This window comes from Pseudomonadota bacterium (genome assembly GCA_038533575.1).
Taxonomy (GTDB): Bacteria; Pseudomonadota; Alphaproteobacteria; order Rhodobacterales; family Rhodobacteraceae; genus Shimia_B.
In genome coordinates this window covers 99,713-122,555 of the sequence record JBCAYL010000001.1, presented here as the reverse complement: position 1 = coordinate 122,555, position 22,843 = coordinate 99,713, and the positions used below count along the sequence as shown (strand labels likewise).

23 protein-coding genes and 1 pseudogene are annotated in these 22,843 nt (G+C 67.5%); 2 read left to right on the top strand and 22 right to left on the bottom strand.

The features are described 5' to 3' along the window. The first annotated feature begins 134 nt into the window (after positions 1–134). Entirely contained in the window at positions 135–875 is a 741-nt protein-coding gene (locus AAFM92_00670) for a LytTR family DNA-binding domain-containing protein (protein ID MEL7298870.1), read from the top strand. Positions 876–886: 11 nt separating this feature from the next. On the opposite strand, the gene pdeM is transcribed toward AAFM92_00670, so the two are convergent. From pdeM to ruvC, 20 genes and pseudogenes are all read right to left on the bottom strand, one after another. Next, the gene (gene pdeM, locus AAFM92_00665; GenBank protein ID MEL7298869.1) at positions 887–1,549 is read right to left on the bottom strand and encodes a ligase-associated DNA damage response endonuclease PdeM; all 663 of its coding nucleotides are present in this window, start codon (positions 1,547–1,549) and stop codon (positions 887–889) included. A gap of 170 nt (positions 1,550–1,719) precedes the next feature. Continuing rightward, positions 1,720–4,176: a ligase-associated DNA damage response DEXH box helicase gene (locus AAFM92_00660; protein MEL7298868.1), complete on the bottom strand. Its 2,457-nt coding sequence runs from the start codon at positions 4,174–4,176 to the stop codon at positions 1,720–1,722. 62 nt (positions 4,177–4,238) lie between these two features. Further along, on the bottom strand, positions 4,239–5,132 hold the full coding sequence (folD, locus tag AAFM92_00655) for a bifunctional methylenetetrahydrofolate dehydrogenase/methenyltetrahydrofolate cyclohydrolase FolD (GenBank protein ID MEL7298867.1): 894 nt from the start codon (positions 5,130–5,132) through the stop codon (positions 4,239–4,241). Then, entirely contained in the window at positions 5,129–5,605 is a 477-nt protein-coding gene (locus tag AAFM92_00650; protein ID MEL7298866.1) for an OsmC family protein, read from the bottom strand. The genes folD and AAFM92_00650 overlap by 4 nt, the downstream gene beginning before the upstream one ends. A gap of 90 nt (positions 5,606–5,695) precedes the next feature. Beyond that, a complete protein-coding gene (locus AAFM92_00645; GenBank protein MEL7298865.1) occupies positions 5,696–7,372 on the bottom strand; it encodes a formate--tetrahydrofolate ligase in 1,677 nt (558 codons plus the stop codon). A gap of 165 nt (positions 7,373–7,537) precedes the next feature. Then, positions 7,538–8,185 (bottom strand): hypothetical protein, encoded by a 648-nt coding sequence (locus tag AAFM92_00640; protein MEL7298864.1) that lies wholly within the window; start codon positions 8,183–8,185, stop codon positions 7,538–7,540. A gap of 109 nt (positions 8,186–8,294) precedes the next feature. Continuing rightward, positions 8,295–8,891, bottom strand: a pseudogene (locus tag AAFM92_00635) (MOSC domain-containing protein). Between the two features lie 166 nt (positions 8,892–9,057). After that, on the bottom strand, positions 9,058–10,980 hold the full coding sequence (ftsH, locus tag AAFM92_00630) for an ATP-dependent zinc metalloprotease FtsH (GenBank protein ID MEL7298863.1): 1,923 nt from the start codon (positions 10,978–10,980) through the stop codon (positions 9,058–9,060). Positions 10,981–11,058: 78 nt separating this feature from the next. Beyond that, positions 11,059–12,381 (bottom strand): tRNA lysidine(34) synthetase TilS, encoded by a 1,323-nt coding sequence (gene tilS, locus AAFM92_00625; GenBank protein MEL7298862.1) that lies wholly within the window; start codon positions 12,379–12,381, stop codon positions 11,059–11,061. Next, positions 12,371–13,168 carry a tol-pal system protein YbgF gene (gene ybgF / locus AAFM92_00620; protein MEL7298861.1) on the bottom strand — a complete coding sequence of 266 codons (798 nt, stop codon included), beginning with the start codon at positions 13,166–13,168 and terminating at the stop codon, positions 12,371–12,373. The genes tilS and ybgF overlap by 11 nt, the downstream gene beginning before the upstream one ends. Next, the gene (gene pal, locus AAFM92_00615) at positions 13,168–13,683 is read right to left on the bottom strand and encodes a peptidoglycan-associated lipoprotein Pal (GenBank protein MEL7298860.1); all 516 of its coding nucleotides are present in this window, start codon (positions 13,681–13,683) and stop codon (positions 13,168–13,170) included. The genes ybgF and pal overlap by 1 nt, the downstream gene beginning before the upstream one ends. 78 nt (positions 13,684–13,761) lie before the next feature. Further along, a complete protein-coding gene (gene tolB, locus AAFM92_00610) occupies positions 13,762–15,075 on the bottom strand; it encodes a Tol-Pal system beta propeller repeat protein TolB (protein MEL7298859.1) in 1,314 nt (437 codons plus the stop codon). Continuing rightward, on the bottom strand, positions 15,075–16,202 hold the full coding sequence (locus tag AAFM92_00605; GenBank protein MEL7298858.1) for an energy transducer TonB: 1,128 nt from the start codon (positions 16,200–16,202) through the stop codon (positions 15,075–15,077). Before AAFM92_00605 ends, tolB begins: the two co-directional genes overlap by 1 nt. Before the next feature lie 6 nt (positions 16,203–16,208). Then, entirely contained in the window at positions 16,209–16,694 is a 486-nt protein-coding gene (tolR, locus tag AAFM92_00600) for a protein TolR (GenBank protein ID MEL7298857.1), read from the bottom strand. A 1-nt stretch (position 16,695) separates the two neighbouring features. Continuing rightward, a complete protein-coding gene (gene tolQ / locus AAFM92_00595; GenBank protein ID MEL7298856.1) occupies positions 16,696–17,370 on the bottom strand; it encodes a protein TolQ in 675 nt (224 codons plus the stop codon). 107 nt (positions 17,371–17,477) lie between these two features. Further along, positions 17,478–17,855: a YbgC/FadM family acyl-CoA thioesterase gene (locus tag AAFM92_00590; protein ID MEL7298855.1), complete on the bottom strand. Its 378-nt coding sequence runs from the start codon at positions 17,853–17,855 to the stop codon at positions 17,478–17,480. Beyond that, positions 17,852–18,478 carry a hypothetical protein gene (locus AAFM92_00585; GenBank protein ID MEL7298854.1) on the bottom strand — a complete coding sequence of 209 codons (627 nt, stop codon included), beginning with the start codon at positions 18,476–18,478 and terminating at the stop codon, positions 17,852–17,854. Before AAFM92_00585 ends, AAFM92_00590 begins: the two co-directional genes overlap by 4 nt. A gap of 125 nt (positions 18,479–18,603) precedes the next feature. Next, complete coding sequence (ruvB, locus tag AAFM92_00580; protein ID MEL7298853.1) at positions 18,604–19,623, bottom strand: Holliday junction branch migration DNA helicase RuvB; 1,020 nt, start codon at positions 19,621–19,623, stop codon at positions 18,604–18,606. Beyond that, the gene (gene ruvA / locus AAFM92_00575) at positions 19,620–20,264 is read right to left on the bottom strand and encodes a Holliday junction branch migration protein RuvA (protein ID MEL7298852.1); all 645 of its coding nucleotides are present in this window, start codon (positions 20,262–20,264) and stop codon (positions 19,620–19,622) included. The genes ruvB and ruvA overlap by 4 nt, the downstream gene beginning before the upstream one ends. Beyond that, a complete protein-coding gene (ruvC, locus tag AAFM92_00570; protein ID MEL7298851.1) occupies positions 20,261–20,767 on the bottom strand; it encodes a crossover junction endodeoxyribonuclease RuvC in 507 nt (168 codons plus the stop codon). The genes ruvA and ruvC overlap by 4 nt, the downstream gene beginning before the upstream one ends. Before the next feature lie 311 nt (positions 20,768–21,078). Here ruvC and AAFM92_00565 point away from each other — a divergent pair, with 311 nt between their 5' ends. Next, a complete protein-coding gene (locus tag AAFM92_00565; GenBank protein ID MEL7298850.1) occupies positions 21,079–21,291 on the top strand; it encodes a DUF1127 domain-containing protein in 213 nt (70 codons plus the stop codon). A 145-nt stretch (positions 21,292–21,436) separates the two neighbouring features. Here the strand turns inward: AAFM92_00565 and AAFM92_00560 are convergent, their stop codons facing one another. Next, on the bottom strand, positions 21,437–21,844 hold the full coding sequence (locus tag AAFM92_00560; protein ID MEL7298849.1) for a hypothetical protein: 408 nt from the start codon (positions 21,842–21,844) through the stop codon (positions 21,437–21,439). Positions 21,845–21,950: 106 nt separating this feature from the next. After that, positions 21,951–22,820 carry a 50S ribosomal protein L11 methyltransferase gene (locus AAFM92_00555; protein ID MEL7298848.1) on the bottom strand — a complete coding sequence of 290 codons (870 nt, stop codon included), beginning with the start codon at positions 22,818–22,820 and terminating at the stop codon, positions 21,951–21,953. Positions 22,821–22,843 lie beyond the last annotated feature (23 nt).

Here is a 22,843-nt window from a genome sequence, read left to right as displayed (position 1 = left end):
ATTTGGACGCTCCGTCGCAGGACGCCCAAATCACCAAGATGTTTGCCGCCCAAGCTTGAGGCAGCGCGAAAGATCGTTAGACGTCGTGGCATTTACTGACGCTTGGTCACTGAATGCCTGTGTTTTTACGGAATTTGCGCGCGAGACTCCTCGACCAGGGCCATCTGGCCGTGTGGGTGCTGTCCTCGGCCGTTGCCGCCTATATGGGCCCCTTCGGGACATTCCTGCTCCTTGATCTCGCGGACCGCGCGATCCTGTGGACCTGCATCGTCGGCTGGGGCCTGCTGATGATCGGCCTTGCCATGACGGTAGAAGAGACCTTCCTGCCGTGGCTGAGCTTCCGACAGCGGGAAATCGGGCGGCTCGTGATCTCCGCGCCCCTCATCCTGCTTTTCCTATGGCCCGGCGTCGGTCTCTATTTCGCGCCCGAGCCTGTCCCGATCACGCTCTTTCAGGCGGTCGTGTCCTGCTATCTCGTGGGCGCGATCATCACGCTGGCGCGGGTGGTGATACACGGGGCGCTCGGCTCCGAAGAGAGCGCGGAGGCGGAGCCGGAGAACCCGCGCCTCCTCCGCCGCCTCCCGGAAGGCACGCCGGGCCCGATCTTGCGCCTGTCCGGCAAGGGCCATTTCGTGGAGATCGTGACACCCGCAGGCTGCCATACCGTCCGGATGCGCCTCGCCGACGCGGTCGAGGAGATGGACGGTGTAGAAGGCTATTTCACGCACCGCTCCCACTGGGTCACGCGGGATGCCGTGACGGGCGCCAAGCGCGACGGGACCAAGCACTATCTCGTCAGCGCGGATGCCGAGCTCATCCCGGTGAGCAAAGGCAAGCTGCCGGAGCTGGAAGAGGCCGGGCTGCTCCGCCTCTAACGGCGACGCCCTCAGCGCGGCATGGGGATGGCGTGGGCCATGCGCCCGGTGAGCACAGCGCAGGCGTCTTCTCGCATGAGCCCGACCAGCGCCTCGTGATCGGTGCGTAGACCCCCGGTGTAGGTGCCGTAGGCTGGCAGGATGACCCTGTCACTGTCGTAGAGAAAGCAGGGCCGCGTGATCACCCGGCCACGGGCGTGGAGGCTTGCCTTCGGATGGTAGTGCCCACTGACCTCCCCGCTGGCACCGCCACGGGCGATATGGCGGAAAGTCAGCGGCGCCGCCGGGAGCTCGGAGAGATGCGTGCCGCCGAAATCGACGGGGCCCGGGTCATGGTTCCCCTCGATCCAAACCCAGCGCCGCCCGGCTTGCAGACGCGCAAGCCAGAGCCGCTCTTCCTCGTCGAGGCTCTCGGCGGCGGCGAGATCGTCGAAGCTGTCGCCAAGGCACACGACCGTTCTGGCCCGTGTCACGCGAAGGTCGGCCTCGAGGCGGCTGAGCGTGTCGCGCGTCTCGTAGGGCGGGAGCATCGCGCCGGAGCGGCGGGCAATGCGATCGGATTTCCCGAGATGGAGATCGGATACGACAAGCATGGACGCGTCACCCCAGTGAAGCGCGCCTGACGGCCGTGCTGAAAGCTCTGCTCCTGCCAAGGAGAACGTGTGCCCGTTCATGATGTGTTCTTCGCCCATGGACGCGGACGCGGCAACCCCTCCCTGACGTTCTGAACCCGTGCCTCACGCCCCGGATCTGATCCGGGACCTCCGCCCCCGCCCACTCGGACCGCGGCGCCGTTCATCCCCTGGTCACGAGATGACAGGTGTCTTCTTATTGCGGGCCGCGCTCAAAACGGCACCGCCCAGCGCTTCTCCTTGGGCTTCTTTTCCGCCTTGTCGATCTCGTCGAGGCCCGCCGTCTCCATGAGCCGCTCGGCCTCCTCAGCCATGAGCCGCTCGTCGGCCAGCCCCTTTACCGGCACCCGCCCGGCTTCGAGGAAGAGCGGCGCGGCCAGCGGTGTCACGCGCTTCAGGACGCGGTGGTCGATGCGGTCTCCGATCCGGTCGAGCATCTCCTCGATCCGCCCAAAATCGACTAGGCCCCGCGTCGCCTCCTCCCGCGTGATCTGCATGAGCACGTGGTCGGGATCGTATTTCAGGAGCGTGTCATAGAGGATGTCGGAGGAGAACGTCGCCTGCCGCCCGCTCTTGCGGCTCTGCGGCGTATTCCGCTCGATGAGCCCCGCGATATTGGCCGAGGCCTTGAACGTCCGCTTCATCACCGCATTCCCCGCGAGCCACGTCTCGAGCCCCTCCACGAGCCCCTCGCGATCAAAGAGCCGCGCAGGATCGGTGACGCTGTCGAGCGACCAGATCAGCGTCGCGTAATCCGTCGCCACGAAGCCCATGGGCCCGAGCCCCTGCTCCTCCATCCGCTGTGTCACCAGCAGCCCCAGTGTCTGCATCGCGTTGCGGCCCGCAAAGCCGTAGACCACCGTCTGCGCGCGCCCGTCATGGGGGAAGCTCTCCACCAGCAGGCGGTCGGCCTCCGGCAGCTTGGATACCTTCCGCTGCAGATGCAGCCAGTCCCGCGTGTGACTCGGCAGCTCCGGCCAGTCGTCCTGCTTGAAGCTCTCGAGGATGCGGTGCGTGAGCCGCGTGGAGGTGGCGAATTTCGTGCCGAGAAACGTGGCGATCTTGGGCTTGTCGGAGGCGCGGCGCGTCACCTCCACGGTCATCTCCTTCAGCCCTTCGTAGCGCACAATCTGCCCGCCGATGAGGAAGGTATCCCCCGGCGTGAGCGTGGCGGCAAAGCCCTCCTCCACCTCGCCCAAGGGCTTGCCGCCCGCGCGATTCTTCAGGCGCACCTTCAGCGTATCGGTGTCCTGGATCGTACCGATATTCATGCGAATGCGCTGCGCCGCGCGCGGGTCGCGCAGCTCCCAGAGCCCGTCGTCGCGCTTCCTCAGCCGCTGCCAGCGGTCATAGGTGCGGAGCGCGTAGCCGCCCGTGGCGCAGAAATCGAGGCAGGCCTCGAACTCCTCCCAGGCGAGCCCAGCGTAAGCCCCCGCCGTGCGCATCTGGTCGTAAAGCGCGACCTCGTCAAAAGGCCCCGCGCAGGCGGCGATAAGGATGTGCTGGCAGAGCACGTCCCGCGGCCCGGGCCCCGCCGGATCGCCGTCGAGATCGTGATCCTCCACTGCCTTAAGCGCCGCGATGCACTCCACCACCTCGAAGCGGTTCGCGGGCACGAGCAGCGCCTTCGAGGGCGCATTGTAGCGGTGGTTCGCCCTCCCGATCCGCTGGACGAGCCGCTTCACGTTCTTCGGCGCTCCCACCTGGATCACAAGGTCCACATCGCCCCAGTCGATCCCGAGATCGAGCGAGCCCGTGCAGACGATGGCGCGGAGCGAACCCTCCACCATCGCGCCCTCCACGCGCTGCCGCTGCTCCTTGGAGAGCGAGCCGTGGTGGATGCCGATGGGCAGCCCCTCCTCGTTGGCCAGCCACAGGTTGTGGAAGAAAAGCTCCGCCTGCGCGCGCGTGTTGTGAAAGATCAGCGTGATCTTGTGCTTCTTCACCTCCTCGAGGATCGCCGGGATCGCGTATTTTCCTCCGCCGCCCGACCAGGGCGGCAGCTCCTCGGTTTCGAGCATCGCGATATCGGGCGGCGGGCCGGGATCGGCCTCGAGGATCTCGCAGGGCTCAGGGTGCCGGGCGAGGAACGTGGCGATGGCGGTCGGGTCCTCCACCGTGGCCGAGAGCCCCACGCGACGGATGCCCGGCACCATGGCTTCGAGCGCCGCGAGCGCGAGCATGAGCTGGTCGCCGCGCTTTGATTCCGAGAGCGCGTGGATCTCGTCGATGACGATGCGCTCGAGGCCCGCGAACATGCGCGGCGCGTCTTCGTAGGAGGTGAGCAGCGCGAGCGACTCGGGCGTCGTGAGCAGGATCTGCGGCGGGTCCACGCGCTGCCGCTTCTTTTGCGTGGCGGTCGTGTCGCCCGTGCGATCCTCGATGCGGATATCGAGCCCGATCTCCTCCACGGGCGTGCGCAGGTTGCGCTTGATATCGGCGGCCAGCGCCTTGAGCGGCGAGACATAGAGCGTGTGCAGACCTGCATGGGGCGCACGGGCAAGATCGGCCAGGGTCGGCAGGAAGCCCGCCAGCGTCTTGCCCCCGCCCGTGGGCGCGATGAGCAGCGTCGACGCTGCCTCCCTCCGCTCGAGCATCGCACGCTGGTGGGGATGCGGTGCCCAGCCCCGGCGGCTGAACCACGCCTCGATCTTCGACGGTAACTCCATCTCTCGCATTTAGGCGCAAAAGCGTTTTGCCAAAACGCTTGGCAAATTTCTTCGAAAGAAATTTAGGCCGTAAGCCCTTCAGGTTCCGCGAGTCCATGGGCCCGGCAGCACGCCGTCACCGTATTCGCCAGGAGACAGGCAATGGTCATGGGTCCCACCCCGCCCGGCACCGGCGTGATCGCGCCTGCCAACGCTGCGCAGCTGTCGAAGTCGCAATCCCCCACGAGGCGGGTCTTGCCTTCGCCGGCCTCCACGCGATTGATCCCCACATCGATCACCGTGGCCCCCGGCTTGATCCAGTCCCCCGGCACCATCTCCGCGCGGCCCACGGCCGCCACGACGATATCCGCGCGTCTCACCACGTCCGGCAGATCCTTGGTCCGAGAATGCGCGATGGTGACGGTGCAACTCTCTCCGAGGAGGAGCTGCGCCATGGGTTTCCCCACGATGTTGGAGCGCCCGATCACCACGGCGTCCATCCCCGACAGGCTGCCATGGTGCTCGCGCAGCATCATCAGGCAGCCCAGCGGCGTGCAGGGCACCATGGCCTTCTGCCCGGTCCCCAACAGCCCGACATTGGAGATGTGGAACCCGTCCACGTCCTTCGCGGGATCGATCGCGCCGATGACGGCATCGGCATCGAGATGGGCAGGCAGGGGCAGCTGCACGAGGATGCCATGGACGCTCGGGTCGCCGTTGAGCTCGGCCACGAGCGCGAGCAGCGTCTCGGCGTCGGTGTCTGCGTCGAGCCGATGCTCGAAGGAGGCCATGCCGACCTCCACGGTCTGCCGCCCCTTCGAGCGCACGTAGACCTGGCTCGCGGGATCCTCGCCCACGAGGACCACGGCGAGGCCCGGTGTGATCCCGTGCTCCTCGCGCAGGCGCGCCACGTGCCCCGCCACCTTTTCCCGCACCCGCGCCGCGAAGGCCTTCCCGTCGATCACCTGCGCCGTCATTCCGCCACCGCCTCGGCGTACTGGCTCAAGCGCACGACGATCTCCGTCTTCACCGAGCGCGCGATAAAGCAGGAGGCATGGGCCTTGGCATGGAGCGCCGTCTCCTCCTCTTCCGAGGGCGCCGCGCCGGACCAGACGGTGTAGGGCGTCAGATCCACGCGCGCGACCCAGAGCCCACCATCCTCGGTCTGTTCCATGTGACCGACGGCATGGTCGGTGTAGCTCTCGGGCACGAAGCCCGCCCGCCGCGCGAAATCGAGGAACCAGAGCATATGGCAGGAGGCGAGCGCGGCCACGAAGCCCTCCTCGGGGTCCACGGCCTCGGGCTGCGAGAGCGGCACCGGCACGATGTCCGGCGAGGCCGACGCCGCCACCTCCGCGCCGCCGTCGAAGCCCCAGGTGTGGGCACGGCTATATTCACCCGCGGCCACATTGCCCTCGGCCTGCCAGTAGATCTCAGCCACGTGGGTCATTTTTTACCTCCTGTCGCCATGGGTCGGTGGGCGGGCGCCTTCCGAGCACGCCGCACGGCGCGCGCAGGAACAGTGCCGCCCGGCGACCCGCTAGAATAGTCCCTCGATCTGCCCGGCCGCGTTGAGGCGGATCGCCTCCGCCGACGGCACGCGCGGCAGCCCGGGCATGGTCATGATCTCTCCGCACACGGCCACGATGAAGCCCGCCCCGGCCGAAAGCCGCACCTCCCGCACCGGTACGGTGAAGCCCGTCGGCGCGCCGCGCTCATTGGGGTCGGTGGAGAACGAGTACTGCGTCTTGGCCATGCAGACCGGAAGGTCGCCGTAGCCTTGCTCTTCCCAGAGCTTGAGCTGACCCAGGATCTTCTGATCCATCACGGCACCTTCGGCGCGGTAGATTTTCCTCGCGATCGTCTCGATCTTTTCCGCAAGCGGCATGGCATCGGGATAGAGCGGGGCGAAGTCCGCGACACCCGCCTCGATGACCTCCACCACCTTCTCCGCCAGAGGCGCCGAGCCCTCGGAGCCGAGCTCCCAATGCCGCGAGAGAACGGCCTCGGCGCCCTGCGCGGCCACATAGGCCTTCACCGCCTCGATCTCCGCCTCGGTGTCGGTAACGAATTGGTTGATCGCCACCACGACCGGCACGCCAAAGCCTTTCAGGTTCTCGATGTGGCGGCCAAGATTGGGGCAGCCCGCTTCCACAGCCGCGACGTTCTCCGCGCCCAGATCGGCCTTGGCCACGCCGCCATTCATCTTCATCGCGCGCACGGTGGCCACGCAGACGACGACAGAGGGCGCGAGCCCGGCCTTTCGGCACTTGATGTTCATGAACTTCTCGGCGCCGAGGTCCGCGCCGAAGCCGGCTTCGGTCACCACGTAATCGGCCACCTTGAGCGCGGTCTTGGTGGCGATCACGGAATTGCAGCCATGGGCGATATTGGCGAAGGGCCCGCCATGGACGAAGGCCGGGTTGTTCTCCAGCGTCTGCACGAGGTTCGGCTGCATCGCGTCCTTGAGGAGCACCGTCATCGCGCCGTCGGCCTTCACGTCCCGGCAAAAGACCGGCGAGCGGTCACGCCGGTAGGCCACGATCATGTCGCCCAGTCGCTTCTGCAGATCCGCGAGGTCGGAAGCGAGGCACAGGCACGCCATGACCTCGGAGGCCACCGTGATGTCGAACCCGTCCTCCCGGGCAAAGCCATTGGCCACGCCCCCGAGCGAGGACGTGATCTGGCGCAGCGAGCGGTCGTTCATGTCCACCACGCGCCGCCAGGTGACCCGGCGGGTGTCGATGCCCTCCGCATTCCCCCAGTAAATGTGATTGTCGATCATCGCCGACAGGAGCGAATGGGCGCTCGTGATCGCGTGGAAATCACCGGTGAAGTGGAGGTTCATCTCCTCCATCGGCACGACTTGCGCCATGCCGCCCCCCGCGGCCCCGCCCTTCATGCCGAAATTCGGCCCGAGAGAGGCTTCGCGGATACAGATCATAGCGCGCTTGCCGATCCGGTTGAGACCGTCGCCCAGACCCACCGTCGTCGTCGTCTTTCCCTCGCCCGCGGGCGTCGGATTGATCGCTGTCACGAGGATCAAGTGCCCGTCCTCGCGGTCCTTCGTCGAGTTGATGAAATCCTGGCTGACCTTGGCCTTGTCGTGGCCGTAGGGCAGCAGATCGTTCGCCTCGATCCCGAGCTTCGCGCCGATCTCCTGGATCGGCTGCTTCTTGGCCTCTCGGGCGATTTCGATGTCGGTCTTAAAGCCCATCGGGCGGCCTCCCAGCGGTATACGATCGTGTTCATGAGCCGCCTAGCGCGAAATGGCCACGGCCCTGAGCGCCATTTCCGACATCTCGCGGGCTGCCCGCGTCCACGGTATGGGAAGTCTGGGGCGGATCGGAAACGACGGGAGCGAAGCGCGACGACAGCGGGGCTACGCGGGCGGGCGAGACGGCCAGACCGCCACCGCGAGAAGGAGGCAGGCAAAGAGCGCAAGCTCTCCGCATTCCTCGACGATCCCAGCGATGCGCGCCGCCCCCTGGCTCATCTCCGGGCCAAGGCGGGCGGGCAATCCGTCGAGCAGGATCGAGAGTACCACGAGAAAACCGCCGGCGATCACGAGCCGCGCCCATCCGTGCCCTGCGCGAAGCGCACGCAGAAAAGGGCGTAGCCCGCGGATCGCGACATCCGCGAGGACCGCGAGGATCGCCGGCATCGTGAGGCCGGAGACGAATTTCTGCCAGAGTGGCGCCGCGCTCTGGAAGATACCCGCATGGAGGAGGCCGGGCTCGAACCACCAATCGTGAAAATCGAGCTCGCGGAGTGCGAAGAGCGCCAGCAGCGCGGCCACGGAATAAAGGCCACGATCGTGTCGCTGCATCAACACGACTGCGAGGATAGCGGCGCAGGCGGTGGTGAGCACCGAGGCGATTTCCACGCCGCCGGTTTCCCGTCGCAGGGCGACATCGACGCCCTGCAGGAGGAGGCTCGCAGCGATCACGGCCGCCATAAGCGCGAGGAAGCTGTAAACGAGCCGGAGCGCTGCGTTCCGTCGCGATTGGTCTGCAATGGCGGTCAGCATGGGTGCTCCTTCTTGGCGGCAGGATTTAGCGCGGCGACGCTGCCGTGGGAAGCGCTACCCGAAAGGCGCCCGTCGCCGTCGGGGGGGGGGTCTTCCCGCGCCGCTGGCGTCAGGCGCGCGCGGCCTCGATGTGACGCCAGGGCCGCTGATCCGGGATGTGCAGCGTGAGCGTGTCTCCCGTCGCCAGCCGCCCTTCCCGCTCGACACTCACCGTCACACCGCGCCGTCCCCGCGCCGCTTCGCGAAAGAGCTTTCCGCGCCCGGGCTCCGTCTCGTCGATGACGCGCGCTGGCAGGTGGCAGGGCCGGTTTTCCATGTCGACGACAAACGTGACACCGGACGGTCCCTGCAGCCGCGATGAGGGCGGTACGTGGGTGAAATCGGGGAGGCCTTCCAGCATGAGCGAGGCACCGATCTGGTGCGGGTGAAGGGCCTCGATGCCCATCTCGGCCGCGATCTCGGCGAGGTCTTCCCGGCTGACGACGGACAGCTACCGGCAATTCCGGATCTCGGTGCCGCGCGGATGCTGCGCAGAGACACGGGAGCAGGACGGCCGCATCAGGCCGCCATGGGCCTCTCCCTCAATGCCGGCGAAGGTGATGTCGACGGCGTCCAACGAGGTGGAGGCGAGGCTCGCGTCCCTGTCGTCCACGCGACCGATCCAGAGAATCTTGGCTGCAAAAGCCGTTGGTTTGAGGGCAGGCATCCGATTTCTCCAGGGGGCAAGGCGTCCCGCAGTGCCTTAAGCGAATTACCATTCGCTTTTAAGCGGCTTCAACGCCGCTCCGGCGCTCGGTGCGAGATCGCGCGCCGTCCCATGCAACGCAGCCGCTGGAAAGAAAAAGCCCCGCGTTGAGGCGGGGCTTGATCACTCAGGTGGGTTCCGGTTCGAGGTCTCCGCCGGAGGGCGGGGTGTCTTTCTTGCGGCCCTTGGCTTTCGGGATCGAAGTGATCGACGGCGTGCCGGTCGTGTCACCGTCATCGTCGTCATCACCACGCGTGATCGCCTCGCCGTTCATGACCTTGCGGATCTCTGGGCCCGTAAGGGTCTCGTATTCGAGGAGGCCCTGGGCGAGGTTCTCCCACTCGTCTTGATGCTCGGTGAGGATACGCTTCGCGGTCTCGTAGCCCTCGTCGATCAGCTCCTTGACCTTCTGGTCGATGACCTGCTGCGTTGCCTGGCTGTGGTTGGTGCCGCCGCCGTAATTGCCGAGATAGCTCTGCTGTTCGTTCGCGTAGTCCACGTGGCCCAGCTCTTCAGCGAAGCCGAATTGCGTGACCATCGCGCGCGCGATCTTCGAGACCTGCTGGATGTCGGAGGTCGCGCCGGAGGTGACGTTCTCGGCGCCAAACTTGATCTCCTCGGCCACCTTGCCGCCCATCGCCATGGCGATCTTGGAGGTGTATTTCGTCTTGGAGACGGAGAGCTGATCGCGCTCCGGCAGGGACAGGACGAGGCCAAGGGCGCGGCCCCGCGGGATGATCGTCGCCTTGTGGATCGGATCGTGCTGCGGGACGTAGAGGCCCACGACGGCGTGACCGGCTTCGTGATAGGCGGTCAGCTTCTTTTCGTCCTCGGTCATGACCATGGAGCGGCGTTCGGCGCCCATCATGACCTTGTCCTTGGCGTTCTCGAAATCTTCCATCGTCACGAAGCGGCGGCCCACGCGGGCGGCCATGAGCGCGCTCTCGTTCACGAGGTTCGCGAGATCCGCACCAGAGAAGCCGGGCGTGCCGCGCGCGATGATGCGCAGGTCCACATCGGGGCCAAGCGGCACCTTGCGGGCATGGACGCCGAGGATCTTCTCGCGACCCTTGATGTCGGGGTTCGGCACCTGGACCTGGCGGTCGAAACGGCCTGGGCGGAGCAGCGCGGGGTCGAGCACGTCGGGGCGGTTGGTGGCCGCGACGATGATGATGCCTTCATTGGCCTCGAAACCGTCCATCTCCACAAGGAGCTGGTTCAGCGTTTGCTCGCGCTCATCGTTGCCGCCACCATAGCCCACGCCACGGGAGCGGCCCACGGCGTCGATCTCGTCGATGAAGACGATGCAGGGCGCGTTTTTCTTCGCCTGCTCGAACATGTCGCGGACGCGGGAGGCACCCACACCCACGAACATCTCGACGAAGTCCGAGCCCGAGATGGTGAAGAACGGCACGCCCGCCTCGCCCGCGATAGCTCGCGCGAGGAGCGTCTTACCGGTACCCGGAGGGCCCACGAGCAGCGCGCCCTTGGGAATTTTGCCGCCGAGGCGAGAGAATTTCTGCGGGTTGCGGAGAAATTCGACAATCTCTTCGAGCTCTTCCTTGGCCTCGTCGATGCCCGCCACGTCGTCAAACGTCACGCGGCCATGCTTCTCCGTCAGCAGCTTGGCGCGCGATTTGCCGAAGCCCATGGCTCCGCCGCGACCGCCGCCTTGCATCCGGTTCATGAAGTACACCCAGACCCCGATGAGCAGCAGGAACGGGAGAAGCGTCAGGAAGAGCGTCTGGAAGATCGAGTCTTCCTGCGGGCGCACCTGCGTATCGACGCCATTGTCGATGAGAAGCTGCGCCACGTCAGCGCCGTCAGGGCGCACGGTGGTCAGCGTGCGGTTGTCCGTCCGCTGGTAGGTGACGTTCTCTCCATCGATCTCGGCTGTCGTGACATTGCCGCTTTCGACGGCTGCCACGAAGTCGGAATAGCTCGAATTCGTGCTCGCGCTCTGGGCGCCGTCGCCGCCGAAAAGGCGGAACAGAGCGAGCAGGAGCAGGAAGAGCACGATCCAGAAGGCGAAGTTGCGTGCGTTGCCCAAGGGTGTCTCCTTTGAAGGAAATATTGCGCGCTCTAAGCGCAGGCTTTGATCTCAAAGATAGAGGTTATCGCGACATGTTCAACGCGAAGTGAGCAATGCCGTGTAGCCGCGGCCCCACGATTCCGGGTTCCAGTGCGGGTTATGGCCGATCCGGGGGCTCGCGAGGACGCGGTCGCCGTCCCAAAGTGCGGGCGCGGGCCAGAGGACACGGGCGGGAAGATCAGTCTCGTCCCTGAGCTGCGCGGCGCCGGCCACGCCTAGGGGGCGGATGTCCTTCTCGCCCACGAAAAAGCGCCCGCGCCAGTAGCCACCTTCCGGCCGCATATCCTTGATGCGCTCGTATTCCGGGCAAACGAAAAGGCGCGCCTTGTGGGGCAGGATGTAGGCGCCATGCAGCGTGGTAGCGCCGCCGGCCGAGGCACGGTCAAGCGCGGTCTCAAGGGCCGCGAGTCGGGGTCGTTGGGGCTGGTCGGCGACGTATTGCACGGCGGCGGCGAGGAGGCGGAGCTGCGTCTCCCGCTCGAGCGTCGCGAACGCATCCCGGTCATAGACCACGTCGGAGATCATGCGCCCTTCGGCCAGCCGGCAGGCAGCATCGGCCGCGCGGGCGCGGACCATAAGCGCCTCGCGTGCGCGCTCCATATGTGCCGCGGTGGCGGCGAGCCGCTCGGTCGTCAGGCCGAGCTCGGCCAAGGCGGGCAGTGCCCGGCGCACCTTCACACGGTCAAAGCGCGGATCGTCGTTGGTGGGATCGTCCACATGCTCGATCTTGAGCACTGTGAGGTAATGGCGCAGCGCCACGCGGCTGACCCCGAGAAGCGGGCGCAGGATGACCATGCCGCCCTCGAACGTCGGCGGCCAGGGCGGGCCGTCGGGATGCGCGTGGAGAGGGTCCATCCGCATCCCTTGCATCCGCTCCGCGCGCGGCGCCATGCCGCTCAGCCCGTCGACGCCCGAGCCCCGCGCCAGCCGCAAGAGGAAGGTCTCCGCCTGATCGTCCTCGGTGTGGGCCATGAGCACGTGCCGCACTGCGCCCTTCCAGCGCATGATCGCGTCGAGCCGTCCCTCGCGCGCGGCCTCCTGCAGATTCCCCTGCCTGTCCCAGCGCCAGTCCAGCGTCTGGTGAAAGAGCCCGAGCTCTGCGCAGGCGCGGGCCACGAGCGCAGCCTCCTCCGCCGCGTCCTCGCGCAGGCCGTGATCGACGGTGCAGACATAAAGCGTGATCCCCATGACCCGCGCCCAGGGGGCCGCGAGATAGAGCATCGCCATGCTGTCGCCCCCGCCCGAGACGGCGAGCACGAGGTGTTTTGGGAAGTCGGGGCCGGTGAGGCGGCCCATTTCCTCGGCGAAGTGCCGCGGCAGGTCAGCGGCGGGGCCGCCCGCCTGCCCTCTAGCAGCCAAGCGTGCCTTGGGCGGCCACGGCGCGGGCGGCGGCCTCGCCCCCGGGGAAGCGGTTCGTGACCTCGCCCAGCGTCACGCAGGCCTCCGATGTCTGACCGAGCGCGCCCAGCGACGTGCCGAGCTTGAAGAGCGCATCGGGCGCGCGCGGGCCCAGGGGATCGGCGGTGAAGGCGGCGAGATAGGCGCGCGCCGCGGCGCGCATTTCGCCCAGCCCTTCATGGGCCTCGCCCTGGAAATACTGCGCGTCGATCGTGAGCGGCCCGCCGGGATAGGTCGCCACGAAGGCAGCAAAGGCATCGGCGGCCGCGGCATACTCCTCGCTGGCAAGGGAGGTCTGCGCCGCCTGGAAATCCTCGTTTTCGTTGACGGTGAGGCCCGATGTGTCCGGCGCGGGCGCCGCGGGGGGCTCCGGTGCGGCATCCACCCCGCCTAGCGTCGGCGTTTGGCCCAGCGCCGCGATATCGCAGCCCTCTTCCAGCTCACAGATGCGAAACTCGAGATCGCCGATGCGGTTGGTGCCGTCGCGCACGATGCGGTCGATGCGGAACTCGAGCTCCTCGCTCTTGGAGGTGAGTCGTTGCAGCTCCTGCTCGATGGCGTTCACACGGTCGAGGACCGAGCCGCCGCCCGCGCCCGTGGGCGCTCCGGTCGTGTTGAGCTCCTGCTTGAGGCGCTGGATGTCGACGAAGAGCACCGAGAGCTCCTGCCGGATATCAGCCAGCGTCTCCTGGTCCTGCGCGAGCGCGGGTCCAGCAAGGAGGCAGAGCGCTAGGGCGAGCGCCCGCATCAGCTCAGCGCGGCCCCGGTGGAGATGATCGTCACCGCGCGGCGGTTCTGGGACCAGCAGCTTTCGTTGCCACAGAGGGAGGCCGGGCGCTCCTTGCCCAGCGGCAGCGTGCGCAGCCGATTGCTGGCGATACCGCGCTCCACGAGGAATTCGCGCACCGCGTTGGCGCGGCGGGCGGAGAGGGCGATGTTGTACTCGGTCGTGCCCTGCTCGTCGGCATGGCCCTCGATGATGGCCTGGTAATCGGTGTTGGTCAGCAACCACTGCGCCTGCGCCTCGAGCGTCGTCTGCGCCTCGGGTGAGAGGGTGGACTGGTCCACGAGGAAGAACACGCGGTCGCCCACGGTCTGCTGGAAGAAGGCCGGCGAGGTCGGGTCGGACGCGGAGCCGGGCACGACGCCCGCGTTGACACCCACGCCGCCGCCTGCGGCGCCTTCGCCGAACCGGTCAGGTGACGCGCAGGCCGCGGCCAGCAGCACGAAGGAAAGCGCGAGAAAGCGAATGAAATGGGTCATGGGTCTGCTCGTCCTCATTTTTGTTAATCATTACCACAGCTGCCGGCGCGGGGGAATGTGCTCCGCATCAGAGCTTCGTTACGGCTGAAGCGGGCCCCAGGCAGGATCGGAGGCCGCGCCGGACGTGTCCACGCGCTTCAGGTTACGTCCGGTAATGTCCACCGAATAGATCGAGGGCGCGCCCGTCTCGCCCAGCGTCTCGCGGGTGAACATGATCACGCGGCCATTGGGGCTCCAAGTGGGACCTTCATCGAGGGGCGAGGCGGAGAGCAGGCGCTCCTCGGAGCCGTCCACGCGCATCACCCCGATGGCGAAGCGCCCGCTGATCTGCTTGGTGAAGGCGATCAGATCGCCCCGGGGCGACCATACGGGGGTCGAATAGCGCCCGTCGCCGAAGGAGATGCGCCGCGCCTCGCCGCCACCGGCGGGCATGACGTAGAGCTGCTGGGTGCCGGAGCGGTCGCTCTCGAAGACGATCTGGCGGCCATCGGGGCTGAAGCTCGGCGCGGTTTCGATGGAGGGCGCGGAGGTGAGGCGCTGGCGGTTCCCGGAGCCGAGGTCGATCGTATAGAGGTCGGTGTTGCCGCCCTGCTCGAGGCTGTAGACCGCGCGCTGCCCCGACGGCGCGAAGCGCGGTGCAAAGCCCATGGAGCCGTCCCCCACGTCGAGCGAGCGGCGGCCCACGGTGGCCACGTCGAGCACGAAGATCTGCGGAAAGCCCGTCTCATAGGAGGTGTAGAGGATCCGGTCGCCCGTGGGCGAGAAGCGCGGGTTGAGCACGATGGCGCTCGAGTCCGTCAGGAACTGCACGTTCGCGCCATCGTAATCCATGATCCCGATGCGCTGGCGACGGTTCCCCTTGGGCCCGCTCTCGGACACGAAGACGACGCGGCTGTCGAAATAGGGCGACTCTCCCGTGATCCGCGCATAGACCTGATCGGCCACCTTGTGCGCCATGCGCCGCCAGCCGCCCTCGGTGCCGACGAGCTGCTGACCCGTGCCGAGCTCCTGACCTGAGAACACGTCGTAGATGCGGAACTTGACCGTGACGCGCCCGGCGCTGTCGACGTTGACGGCCCCGGTGACCATGGCCTGCGCGTTGATCGCCCGCCAATCCGGAAAGCGGACGGGCGCCGCAAAGGCCGCGCGTTGCGCGATGAAGGACGTCTGCGGGATCTCGCGGAAGAGCCCCGTGCCGGTGAGATCGGCGGCGATGACCCGGCTCACATCCTGCGCGAGACGCCCCGCCGCAGGGCTCTCGGCCTCAAACGTGGGGATCGCGAAGGTCAGAGGCTCGATCACGCCCTCGGTCAGCTCCAGCCGAAGCGGCCCCTGCTGCGCCTGTGCGAGGCTCGCCGCCCACAAAAGGACAATCGCCAACAAAAACCGCATCACCTGATCCTCATTTCTTCTGGGTTGAACGTGATCTCGATTTCGCGCCACTGCTCGTATTTCTCGGGTGGCAAGTCAAAGCCGTCAACGCCGCAGCGGATGATTGCGCGACGTCCCGCCTCGTAGGCCTGCTGCGCGGCGGCGTTGGAGCCGCCGGAGCTTGTCAGGAGCGTGATGGAGGCGTTCACGGGGGTGCCGTCGCGGTTCATGTCGAAGCCCACGACGACCGTGGTGCCTAGCGCCTCGGTGGAGAGCGAGCCCACGTTCCAGCAGCGCGAGAGCGCCACGCGGAAGGCATCGCGCTCCCCGCCGGTGAGCGGTGGGCCCGTCGGCGTATTCTCGGCGGCGGGCTGATCTTGCAAGGCCTCGGTGAGGGCCGCGGCGAGCGGGTCGACGGGCGCCTCGTCCTCTGCAGGTGCGGCTGCCGTCTCCGTCTCCGCTGCGGGCTCGGGCTCCGCCTGGGGCTGTGGCCGGTTCGGACGCGCCTGCGGGCGCAAGGATGCGGTGACGGCGCCGCTGGGCGGTGCCTCCTCGGCCTCGGTCACGATCTCGGTGGTGGCTTCCTCGGGCGAGGTCGCCTGCTCTTCTTCGGCCTCGGTCACCACCTCGGCCTCGGGCTCGGGGGCGGCAGCCTCCTGCACCTCCTCGGAGACCTGCGCATCGGGGGCGGGCGGTGCGATGGGCTGCGGTGCGACGCGGGGCGCGGGCCGTGCATTGGGCCGGTCGGAAACGATGGGCTCGTCGATGGCCTGAGGGGCCTCGGGCGCGGGCGGCACAATGATCTCCTCGGTGGCCTCGGCCTGGGGTGCCTCTTCGGGCGCGAGCGCCGGGGCCTCCTGTTCGGGCGGCGGCGCGGGCGCAGGGGCGTCGGCCGTCTCGGGCGGCGCGGCTTCGGGTGCGGGTGCGGGCGTAGCCTCCGCCGCCGGTGCGGGCTCGGCCAGAGCGACGGGCAGTTCGGGCGCCACAGGCTGGGGCGCGAAGAGCGCGTCGAACTGGGCCTCCGAGAGCACGCTCACCTCCTGAATGTCGTCCATCGGAAGGGGGTCGGCATCGAAGCCGGGCCCGAAGAGGACGAAGCCAATGAGCCCCACATGCCCGATGGTGGAAAGATATCCGCCGATGGACATCGCCCGCTAGCCATCCTCGACTTCGAAGCTCGGGCCGCCCAGGTCGGTCACGAGGCCGATATCGCTGAAACCACCATTGTTGAGCGCGCCCATGACCTGCACGACCCGTTCGTAGGGGATGGCCCCGTCCGCGCGGAGGAAGACCTTGTTGTCGGCCCGCTCCTGCGCGATGCCCCTGAGGCGCGTCAGGAACTCGGCCTCGGGCACTTCGGTCGTCTGGATGATGATGCGTCCATCAGCTGTGAGCGTGACGGTCAGGGGCTCCTCGCTTTCGGTGGGCAGCGCGCCAGCGGAGGTCTGCGGCAGCTCCACAGGCACGCCCACCGTCATGAGGGGGGCCGCCACCATGAAGATGATGAGCAGCACCATCATGACGTCCACGAAGGGCGTCACGTTAATCTCCGACATGGGCCGCGCGCGGGAGCGGCGCTTCCGCCGCCCCTGGCGCTCGCCGCCGCCTCCGCCTCCACCCGATGAAACACTCGCGCCCATGTCAGCTGTCCAACTGGCGCGACAGGATGGTGGCGAATTCGTCGGCGAAGGACTCGTAGCCCGCCACGATGCGATCCGCGTCGGCGGCATACTTATTGTAGAAGATCACCGCCGGGATGGCCGCGAGCAGGCCGAGCCCGGTGGCCAAGAGAGCCTCCGCAATGCCCGGCGCCACGACAGCGAGCGACGTGTTCTGCTGCTCGGCGATCTCGATGAAGGCGTTCATGATGCCCCAAACCGTGCCGAAGAGGCCCACGAAGGGCGCGACCGAGCCGACCGTCGCCAGGATCGGCAGCCCTTTCTGGAGCGTGTCAGCCTCCTTGGAGATCGCCACATCCATGGAGCGGTCGATCCGGGACTGCGCGCCGGGGATGAGCCCGCCATCCTCCTTGTGTGACCTGCGCCATTCCATCATGCCGGCAGCGAAGATCGTCTCCGAGGCGCCCTTCGGGGCCATGTTCATCTGGTCGAAGAGTTCGTCGAGCGGCTCGCCCGACCAGAACGCCCCATCGAAGATCGCCGCCTGCCGCCGCGCGCGGCGATACTGAAGTGACTTGTTGATGATGATGGCCCAGGCCCAGCCCGACGCCACGATGAGCATGATCATGACCACCTGCACGGTGATCGTGGCACGGGCAAAGAGCCCCCACATGGAGAAATCCGCTGCTGCTTCCATAACCGCCTCTTGTCCGGGGCATTTCGCCCTCATTTAGGGAAATGTACCCGATGCGACAGGGGAAAGCTACGCTTTGCAACGCACGGAAGCGTGTGAGGCGGGCCACGCTATCGGCGGAGCTCCGCCGGAAGCCGCACGGGGCGGCCCGCGGGCCCCATGGCGACGATGGTCACACGCGCCGCAAAGAGGCGCGTCTGCCCGCGCCAGACCTCCTGATCGAGGAGCCACCGCACTCCGGTGGCCTCGGCCACGCTGCTGCGCACGTCGAGCACGTCTCCCAGCCGGGCGGGCGCGAGGAAGTCGCTTTCGATCCGGCGCACGACAAAGACGGTGCCCGCAGCGGCCAGGGCCAGCTGATCAACCCCGAGCTCCGCCACCCATGTAGAGCGCGCCCGCTCGATGAACTTGAGGAAGTTCGCGTGATAGACGATCCCACCCATGTCCGTGTCTTCGTAATAGACCGTGAGGGGAAAGCTGTGGGTCACTGCTTTCCGGCCCCGAGGCGCGCGGCGATGCGGAGGCTGTGGCTGGGATCTTGCGCGGCCACCGGCATGACCGGGTCATAGGCCGCGCGAATGAGATCGGCGATGTCGGGCCGCAGGATCACGGTGCCATCCACCTGGGCGAGCGGGGAGAGCTCCATGAACGCCGTGTCGGACCAGAGGAGCATCGTCTGCACCGCCTGGCTGAGCGAGAGCGTGTCTGCGGAAACGCTGCTCATGTGCTCGTCCATCCGCACGAAAACGAAGGCCGCCTTGATCGCGCCGGCCTCGTCGAAGCGGAAGATGCGGTACTGGTTGGCATCCGCTCCCTTGAGCCGCTCGAGGAGCGGCGCGAGGTCGGGGATGAGCGATCCAAGATGCGGGACCTCGGCGAGTTCGTCCCAGCTCCGGGTGAAAAAGACCATGAGGTTCACGCCGAATTCCGGGTCCGTCTCGGCCATCTGGTGGCCCGCGAGCGCCACCACGGCCTCGATTGCCGCCTTCACAACCTCGAGCGTCTCGGGCTCGACCCCGAACACCACGGGCGCGATGGGCCGTCCCCAGCGCGCGAAGACATAGGAGCCGTCGCTCCGGGTGAAGTGCTGTTCGACCGCTACTGCATCCATGGCGGTGACCTACCTCGCCGCCTCACCGGGCTTCAAGGGCGGGAACGAGGGGCCAGCCCCTCGTGCTCCCCGAGGTACGGGGCACAAAGAAACGGGGACGAGGCAGCGCGTGCGCGAGTGCCGGTTCAGCGAAAGAGATCGGAGGCGCCGCCGGGCGCTTCGAGGCCCAGGTGAGACCACGCGCGGGGTGCCAACATGCGGCCACGCGGCGTGCGCTGGATAAGGCCCTGCTGCAAGAGATAGGGCTCGATCACCTCCTCGAGCGCGTCGCGGCTCTCAGAGAGCGCGGCGGAGAGCGTTTCGACCCCCACGGGCCCGCCCTGATAGCTTTCGGCAATGAGCGAGAGGTAGCGCCGGTCTGCGCCATCGAGACCCAGGGCATCCACGCCGAGCCGCGTGAGCGCGTGGTCGGCCACCGCGCGGGTGATGCGCCCGCCGCCTTCGACGACGGCGAAATCCACGACGCGGCGCAGAAGACGACCTGCGATGCGCGGCGTGCCGCGGGCCCGGGTGGCGATCTCCCGCGCGCCGTCCGGCTCGGCCTCGACGCCCAGGAGCGCTGCCCCGCGCGTCACGATCTTGTGCAGCTCTTCGGTGGAATAGAATTCGAGGCGCGTGGGGATCCCGAAGCGATCGCGAAGCGGTGTCGTCAGGAGGCCGAGGCGCGTGGTGGCGCCCACAAGCGTGAAGGGCTGGAGCTCTATGCGCACGGTGCGGGCCGCGGGCCCCTCGCCGATCACGAGGTCGAGCTCGAAATCCTCCATGGCGGGGTAAAGCACCTCTTCCACCACGGGGTTGAGGCGGTGGATCTCATCGATGAAGAGGACGTCGCGCGCCTCGAGATTGGTGAGGATCGCGGCCAGATCACCCGCTTTCGCCAGCACCGGGCCGCTCGTCATGCGGAAATTCACCCCGAGCTCGCGCGCCATGATCTGGGCGAGCGTCGTCTTGCCGAGGCCCGGAGGGCCGTGAAAGAGCGCGTGGTCCATGGCCTCGCCACGCTGCCGCGCGCTTTCGATGAAGACCTTGAGATTGGCCCGCGCCGCGCGCTGACCGATGAAGTCGTCCAGCACCTGCGGGCGCAGCGCGCGGTCCGCGTCGTCCGGGCGGCGCTCGCCGCGGAGGGTGGGATCGGGCTCGCTCATCCCTTCGGCGCCAGGAGCTTGAGCGCGGCGCGTATGAGGTCGGCCTCGGTCTCGGCGCCTTCACCGGCGGCCTGCGCCACGGCCTGCGCCGCTTCGCCGGGGCTGTAATCGAGGTTCTTCAGCGCGGAAAGCGCGGCCGCCTGGGCGCCGCTGTCGCGAGGCGTGGTGGCGGCAGCGGCGACCCGGGCAGGCGCTTCGGCGAGCACTTCGTTAGGCGCAGGCTCGCCCAGGGCCATGACCGAGGGCGCCTTGTCCTTGAGTTCGTTGACGACGCGCTGCGCCGTCTTCGGGCCCACGCCCTTGGCGGTGGCGATGGCGCTCCAATCGCCCAGCGCGATGGCGCGGCCCGCCCCGTCGCCGCCGAGCGCCCCGAGGATCGCCATGGAGGCCTTGGCCCCGATGCCCTGCACCGAGGTCAGGAGCCGATGCCATTCCTTTTCCGTCAGGCTCAGGAAGCCGAAGAGCTGCAGCACGTCCTCGCGCACGAGGAGATCGGTATAGAGCGCCACGGCCTCCCCCGCGGCAGGCAGCGCGGCGAGCGTCCGCTCCGAACAGGTGACGAGGTAGCCCACGCCGCGCACGTCGATGAGCACGTGGTCATCGCCGCGGTATTCGAGCCGCCCGGCGATGCGTCCGATCATGCGGAGGCCCGTGCCAACGCGGCGTCGTAGCGGCCCGCGGATTGCAGATGATGCGCGTGGCAGATCGCAAGCGCGAGCGCATCGGCCGCGTCAGGCCCGGCGAGGTGCACGCCTGGAAGCTGCATGCCGACCATGTGCGCCACCTGTCGCTTGTCGGCGTGGCCCACGCCCACGACGGCCTTCTTGACGGCATTGGGCGCGTACTCGCCCACCTCGAGCCCGGCCCGCGCGACGACGAGCATCGCCACGCCCCGTGCCTGCCCGAGCTTGAGCGTCCCCGCGCCGTCCTTGTTGACGAATGTCTGTTCGATGGCTGCGGCGTCCGGGAGATGGGCGGCGAGGACGCTCGAGAGCCCCTCGAAGAGCTGGAGCAGCCGCGCTGCGAGCGGGCCGTCCCCGCTGGTGCATTGCCCGTTGGCGACGTGCGTGAGTCGCGCGCCGCAAACCTCCACGATGCCCCAGCCGGCGGATCTCAGCCCCGGATCGATGCCCAAAACACGCATGCTCGCGCCTCTTTTTTATCGTTGCGCGGAGCCTAGCACGAAGCATGAACATCCGCCAAGGGGGCATCACCACGGGCGCCGCGACGGTCAAAGCGCTTTGAGGGTGAAAAAGCGCCAAATCAGCGCCTGAAAACGACACGCGCAGATACTAATTAAAGGTTTACTTACAGTCAGTTAGGGGGCGTTGAAGCCATGTCGTTGTTGCATGTCTCCCATGCAAAAACTCCAGCTTGTTGGGGCGCGATCCCCGGCATAACTGCGGCGCATGAGGCGCGGGAGAGGCCCGCGTCACCAGCTCTCCGGAGGATACCATGGCCGCATACGACACCGCCCGCCCGCTCGCCCACGCCACCCACGCCGCCGGATTGCTCAATCCTGTCTGGGCCGCGTTCGACGCCTTCGCCGCATGGCGCGAAGCCGCCCGCACCCGCCGGGTGCTCAAGGGCCTCAGCACCCATCAGCTCAACGATATCGGCGTGACCACGTCCGACGATATCGACCTCTTCCTCACGAAATACCGCTGAGACCGCGGGGGCCGCTCTCCCCGGCCCCGCGGATCCAAGCGACAAAGCCGCGCGCCCTCGTCCCAGGGCTGCGCGGCTTTTTTCTGTTGGATGGGTGTGAGGCCAGCGCCCGTCGGACGCCCGGCAGCAGGCGGTCGCGCCGGGCCTACTTGCCCCAGGTATTGCTGTCGTACTTGGCGCGCAGCGCCTCGAGTCCCCGGATGCCCGAGCGGATATGCGGCGCGGCCGTCACGATGATGAACTCGCTCACCGGATCGATGTGCAGGATCTTGGCGGCCACGGCCTCGGGCGGCGTACCGGCAGCCAGCTCGCTGACCTGAGCCTCGTACACGGCCTCCCCCTGGGAGACAAAGGCCACCGCCTTGAAGACGGTGAGACCCGCACCCGCCAGGAGAAGAAAGGCGATCAGGCGCGGCAGGCCATTCCGACGCGGGCGCATGACCATGAGCCCATCGGAGCGAAGCACGGTCACCGCGCCGCGCGAAAGACGGCGATGTTTGCGCTCCAGCCTGCCGATGCGGCGGCCAAACGAACGCGGATTTGAATAGGACATACCAGTCTCCGTGATCGCCCCCGACCACGTGTCTAAAATGGCGCTCAAATGTGGCGGAAATCGGGCAAAACGGGAGAATTCGCCCGAGAAACCCTTATAAACAAGGTCATCGGCGCAACGTAAGCGTGCACCATTCGACAATCTCCGCGCGATGCACGGGATTGAAGCCGTGCCGTGCATAAACTGACGCCACGTCATCGGCCTGATTCACGAGAATTCCCGAAAGAATCACGTGCCCGCGAGGGGCGACATGGGCTGCCATGGCCGGGGCGAGATCGATCAGCGGCCCCTTGAGGATGTTGGCGAAAACGAGGTCATAGGGCGCGGCCGCGTCGAGCGTGTCATGGTCAAAGCCCGCCGCCTCGATACAGGAGACACGGCCCGAGAGCCCGTTGGCGATGACGTTGGCCTCCGCCACCTCCACCGCCACGGCATCGATATCCGCGGCGAGGATCACGGCCTCCGGCAGAACGCGGGCGGCGGCCATGGCCAGCACGGCCGTGCCGCAGCCGATATCGGCCACGCGGGACAGTGCGGGTTCCGAGCTCAGAAGCCGGTCGAAGGCTTCAAGGCAGCCTTTCGTCGTCCCGTGATGGCCGGTCCCGAAGGCCATCGCCGCCTCGATGAGGAGCGGCTCGGCGGCCTCGGGGATCTTGTCGGCGTCGTGGGAGCCGTAGACGAAGAAGCGCCCGGCCGTAACGGGGGCGAGCTCCCGGCGGACATGGGCGACCCAGTCCACCTCCGGCAATTCGCTGACCGCGAAGGGCTTCGCGTCAAAGGCGGCCGCAAGCAGATCAAGGCCTGCTGCATCCGGTGTTTCCGTGAAGTATCCGCCGACCTCCCAGAGCCCGCTCTCGTCCTCCACCTCGAAGACGCCCACGCCCGTGGGCGCGGGATCGAGCCGCTCTAGCGCCGCGCCGAGCGCCTCCGCGCGGTCTTGGCCTGAAAGCGTGGTGAGCGCGGTGAAGGTGGGCATGGCGGGCACTCCGACTGGGGTGC

Bases quoted from the DNA above. Each gene is read 5' to 3' on its own strand.
- ybgF (MEL7298861.1), bottom strand. From the start codon at position 13,168: ATGCGGGCGCTCGCCCTAGCGCTCTGCCTCCTTGCTGGACCCGCGCTC.
- AAFM92_00605 (MEL7298858.1), bottom strand. From the start codon at position 16,202: ATGTCCATCGGCGGATATCTTTCCACCATCGGGCATGTGGGGCTCATT.
- AAFM92_00555 (MEL7298848.1), bottom strand. From the start codon at position 22,820: ATGCCCACCTTCACCGCGCTCACCACGCTTTCAGGCCAAGACCGCGCG.
- AAFM92_00565 (MEL7298850.1), top strand. From the start codon at position 21,079: ATGGCCGCATACGACACCGCCCGCCCGCTCGCCCACGCCACCCACGCC.
- AAFM92_00640 (MEL7298864.1), bottom strand. From the start codon at position 8,185: ATGCTGACCGCCATTGCAGACCAATCGCGACGGAACGCAGCGCTCCGG.
- AAFM92_00650 (MEL7298866.1), bottom strand. From the start codon at position 5,605: ATGACCCACGTGGCTGAGATCTACTGGCAGGCCGAGGGCAATGTGGCC.
- ruvA (MEL7298852.1), bottom strand. From the start codon at position 20,264: ATGATCGGACGCATCGCCGGGCGGCTCGAATACCGCGGCGATGACCAC.
- tolB (MEL7298859.1), bottom strand. From the start codon at position 15,075: ATGCGGTTTTTGTTGGCGATTGTCCTTTTGTGGGCGGCGAGCCTCGCA.
- pdeM (MEL7298869.1), bottom strand. From the start codon at position 1,549: ATGAACGGGCACACGTTCTCCTTGGCAGGAGCAGAGCTTTCAGCACGG.
- tolQ (MEL7298856.1), bottom strand. From the start codon at position 17,370: ATGGAAGCAGCAGCGGATTTCTCCATGTGGGGGCTCTTTGCCCGTGCC.
- folD (MEL7298867.1), bottom strand. From the start codon at position 5,132: ATGACGGCGCAGGTGATCGACGGGAAGGCCTTCGCGGCGCGGGTGCGG.
- ruvC (MEL7298851.1), bottom strand. From the start codon at position 20,767: ATGCGTGTTTTGGGCATCGATCCGGGGCTGAGATCCGCCGGCTGGGGC.
- tolR (MEL7298857.1), bottom strand. From the start codon at position 16,694: ATGGGCGCGAGTGTTTCATCGGGTGGAGGCGGAGGCGGCGGCGAGCGC.
- ruvB (MEL7298853.1), bottom strand. From the start codon at position 19,623: ATGAGCGAGCCCGATCCCACCCTCCGCGGCGAGCGCCGCCCGGACGAC.
- AAFM92_00560 (MEL7298849.1), bottom strand. From the start codon at position 21,844: ATGTCCTATTCAAATCCGCGTTCGTTTGGCCGCCGCATCGGCAGGCTG.
- AAFM92_00585 (MEL7298854.1), bottom strand. From the start codon at position 18,478: ATGGATGCAGTAGCGGTCGAACAGCACTTCACCCGGAGCGACGGCTCC.
- AAFM92_00645 (MEL7298865.1), bottom strand. From the start codon at position 7,372: ATGGGCTTTAAGACCGACATCGAAATCGCCCGAGAGGCCAAGAAGCAG.
- AAFM92_00660 (MEL7298868.1), bottom strand. From the start codon at position 4,176: ATGGAGTTACCGTCGAAGATCGAGGCGTGGTTCAGCCGCCGGGGCTGG.
- pal (MEL7298860.1), bottom strand. From the start codon at position 13,683: ATGACCCATTTCATTCGCTTTCTCGCGCTTTCCTTCGTGCTGCTGGCC.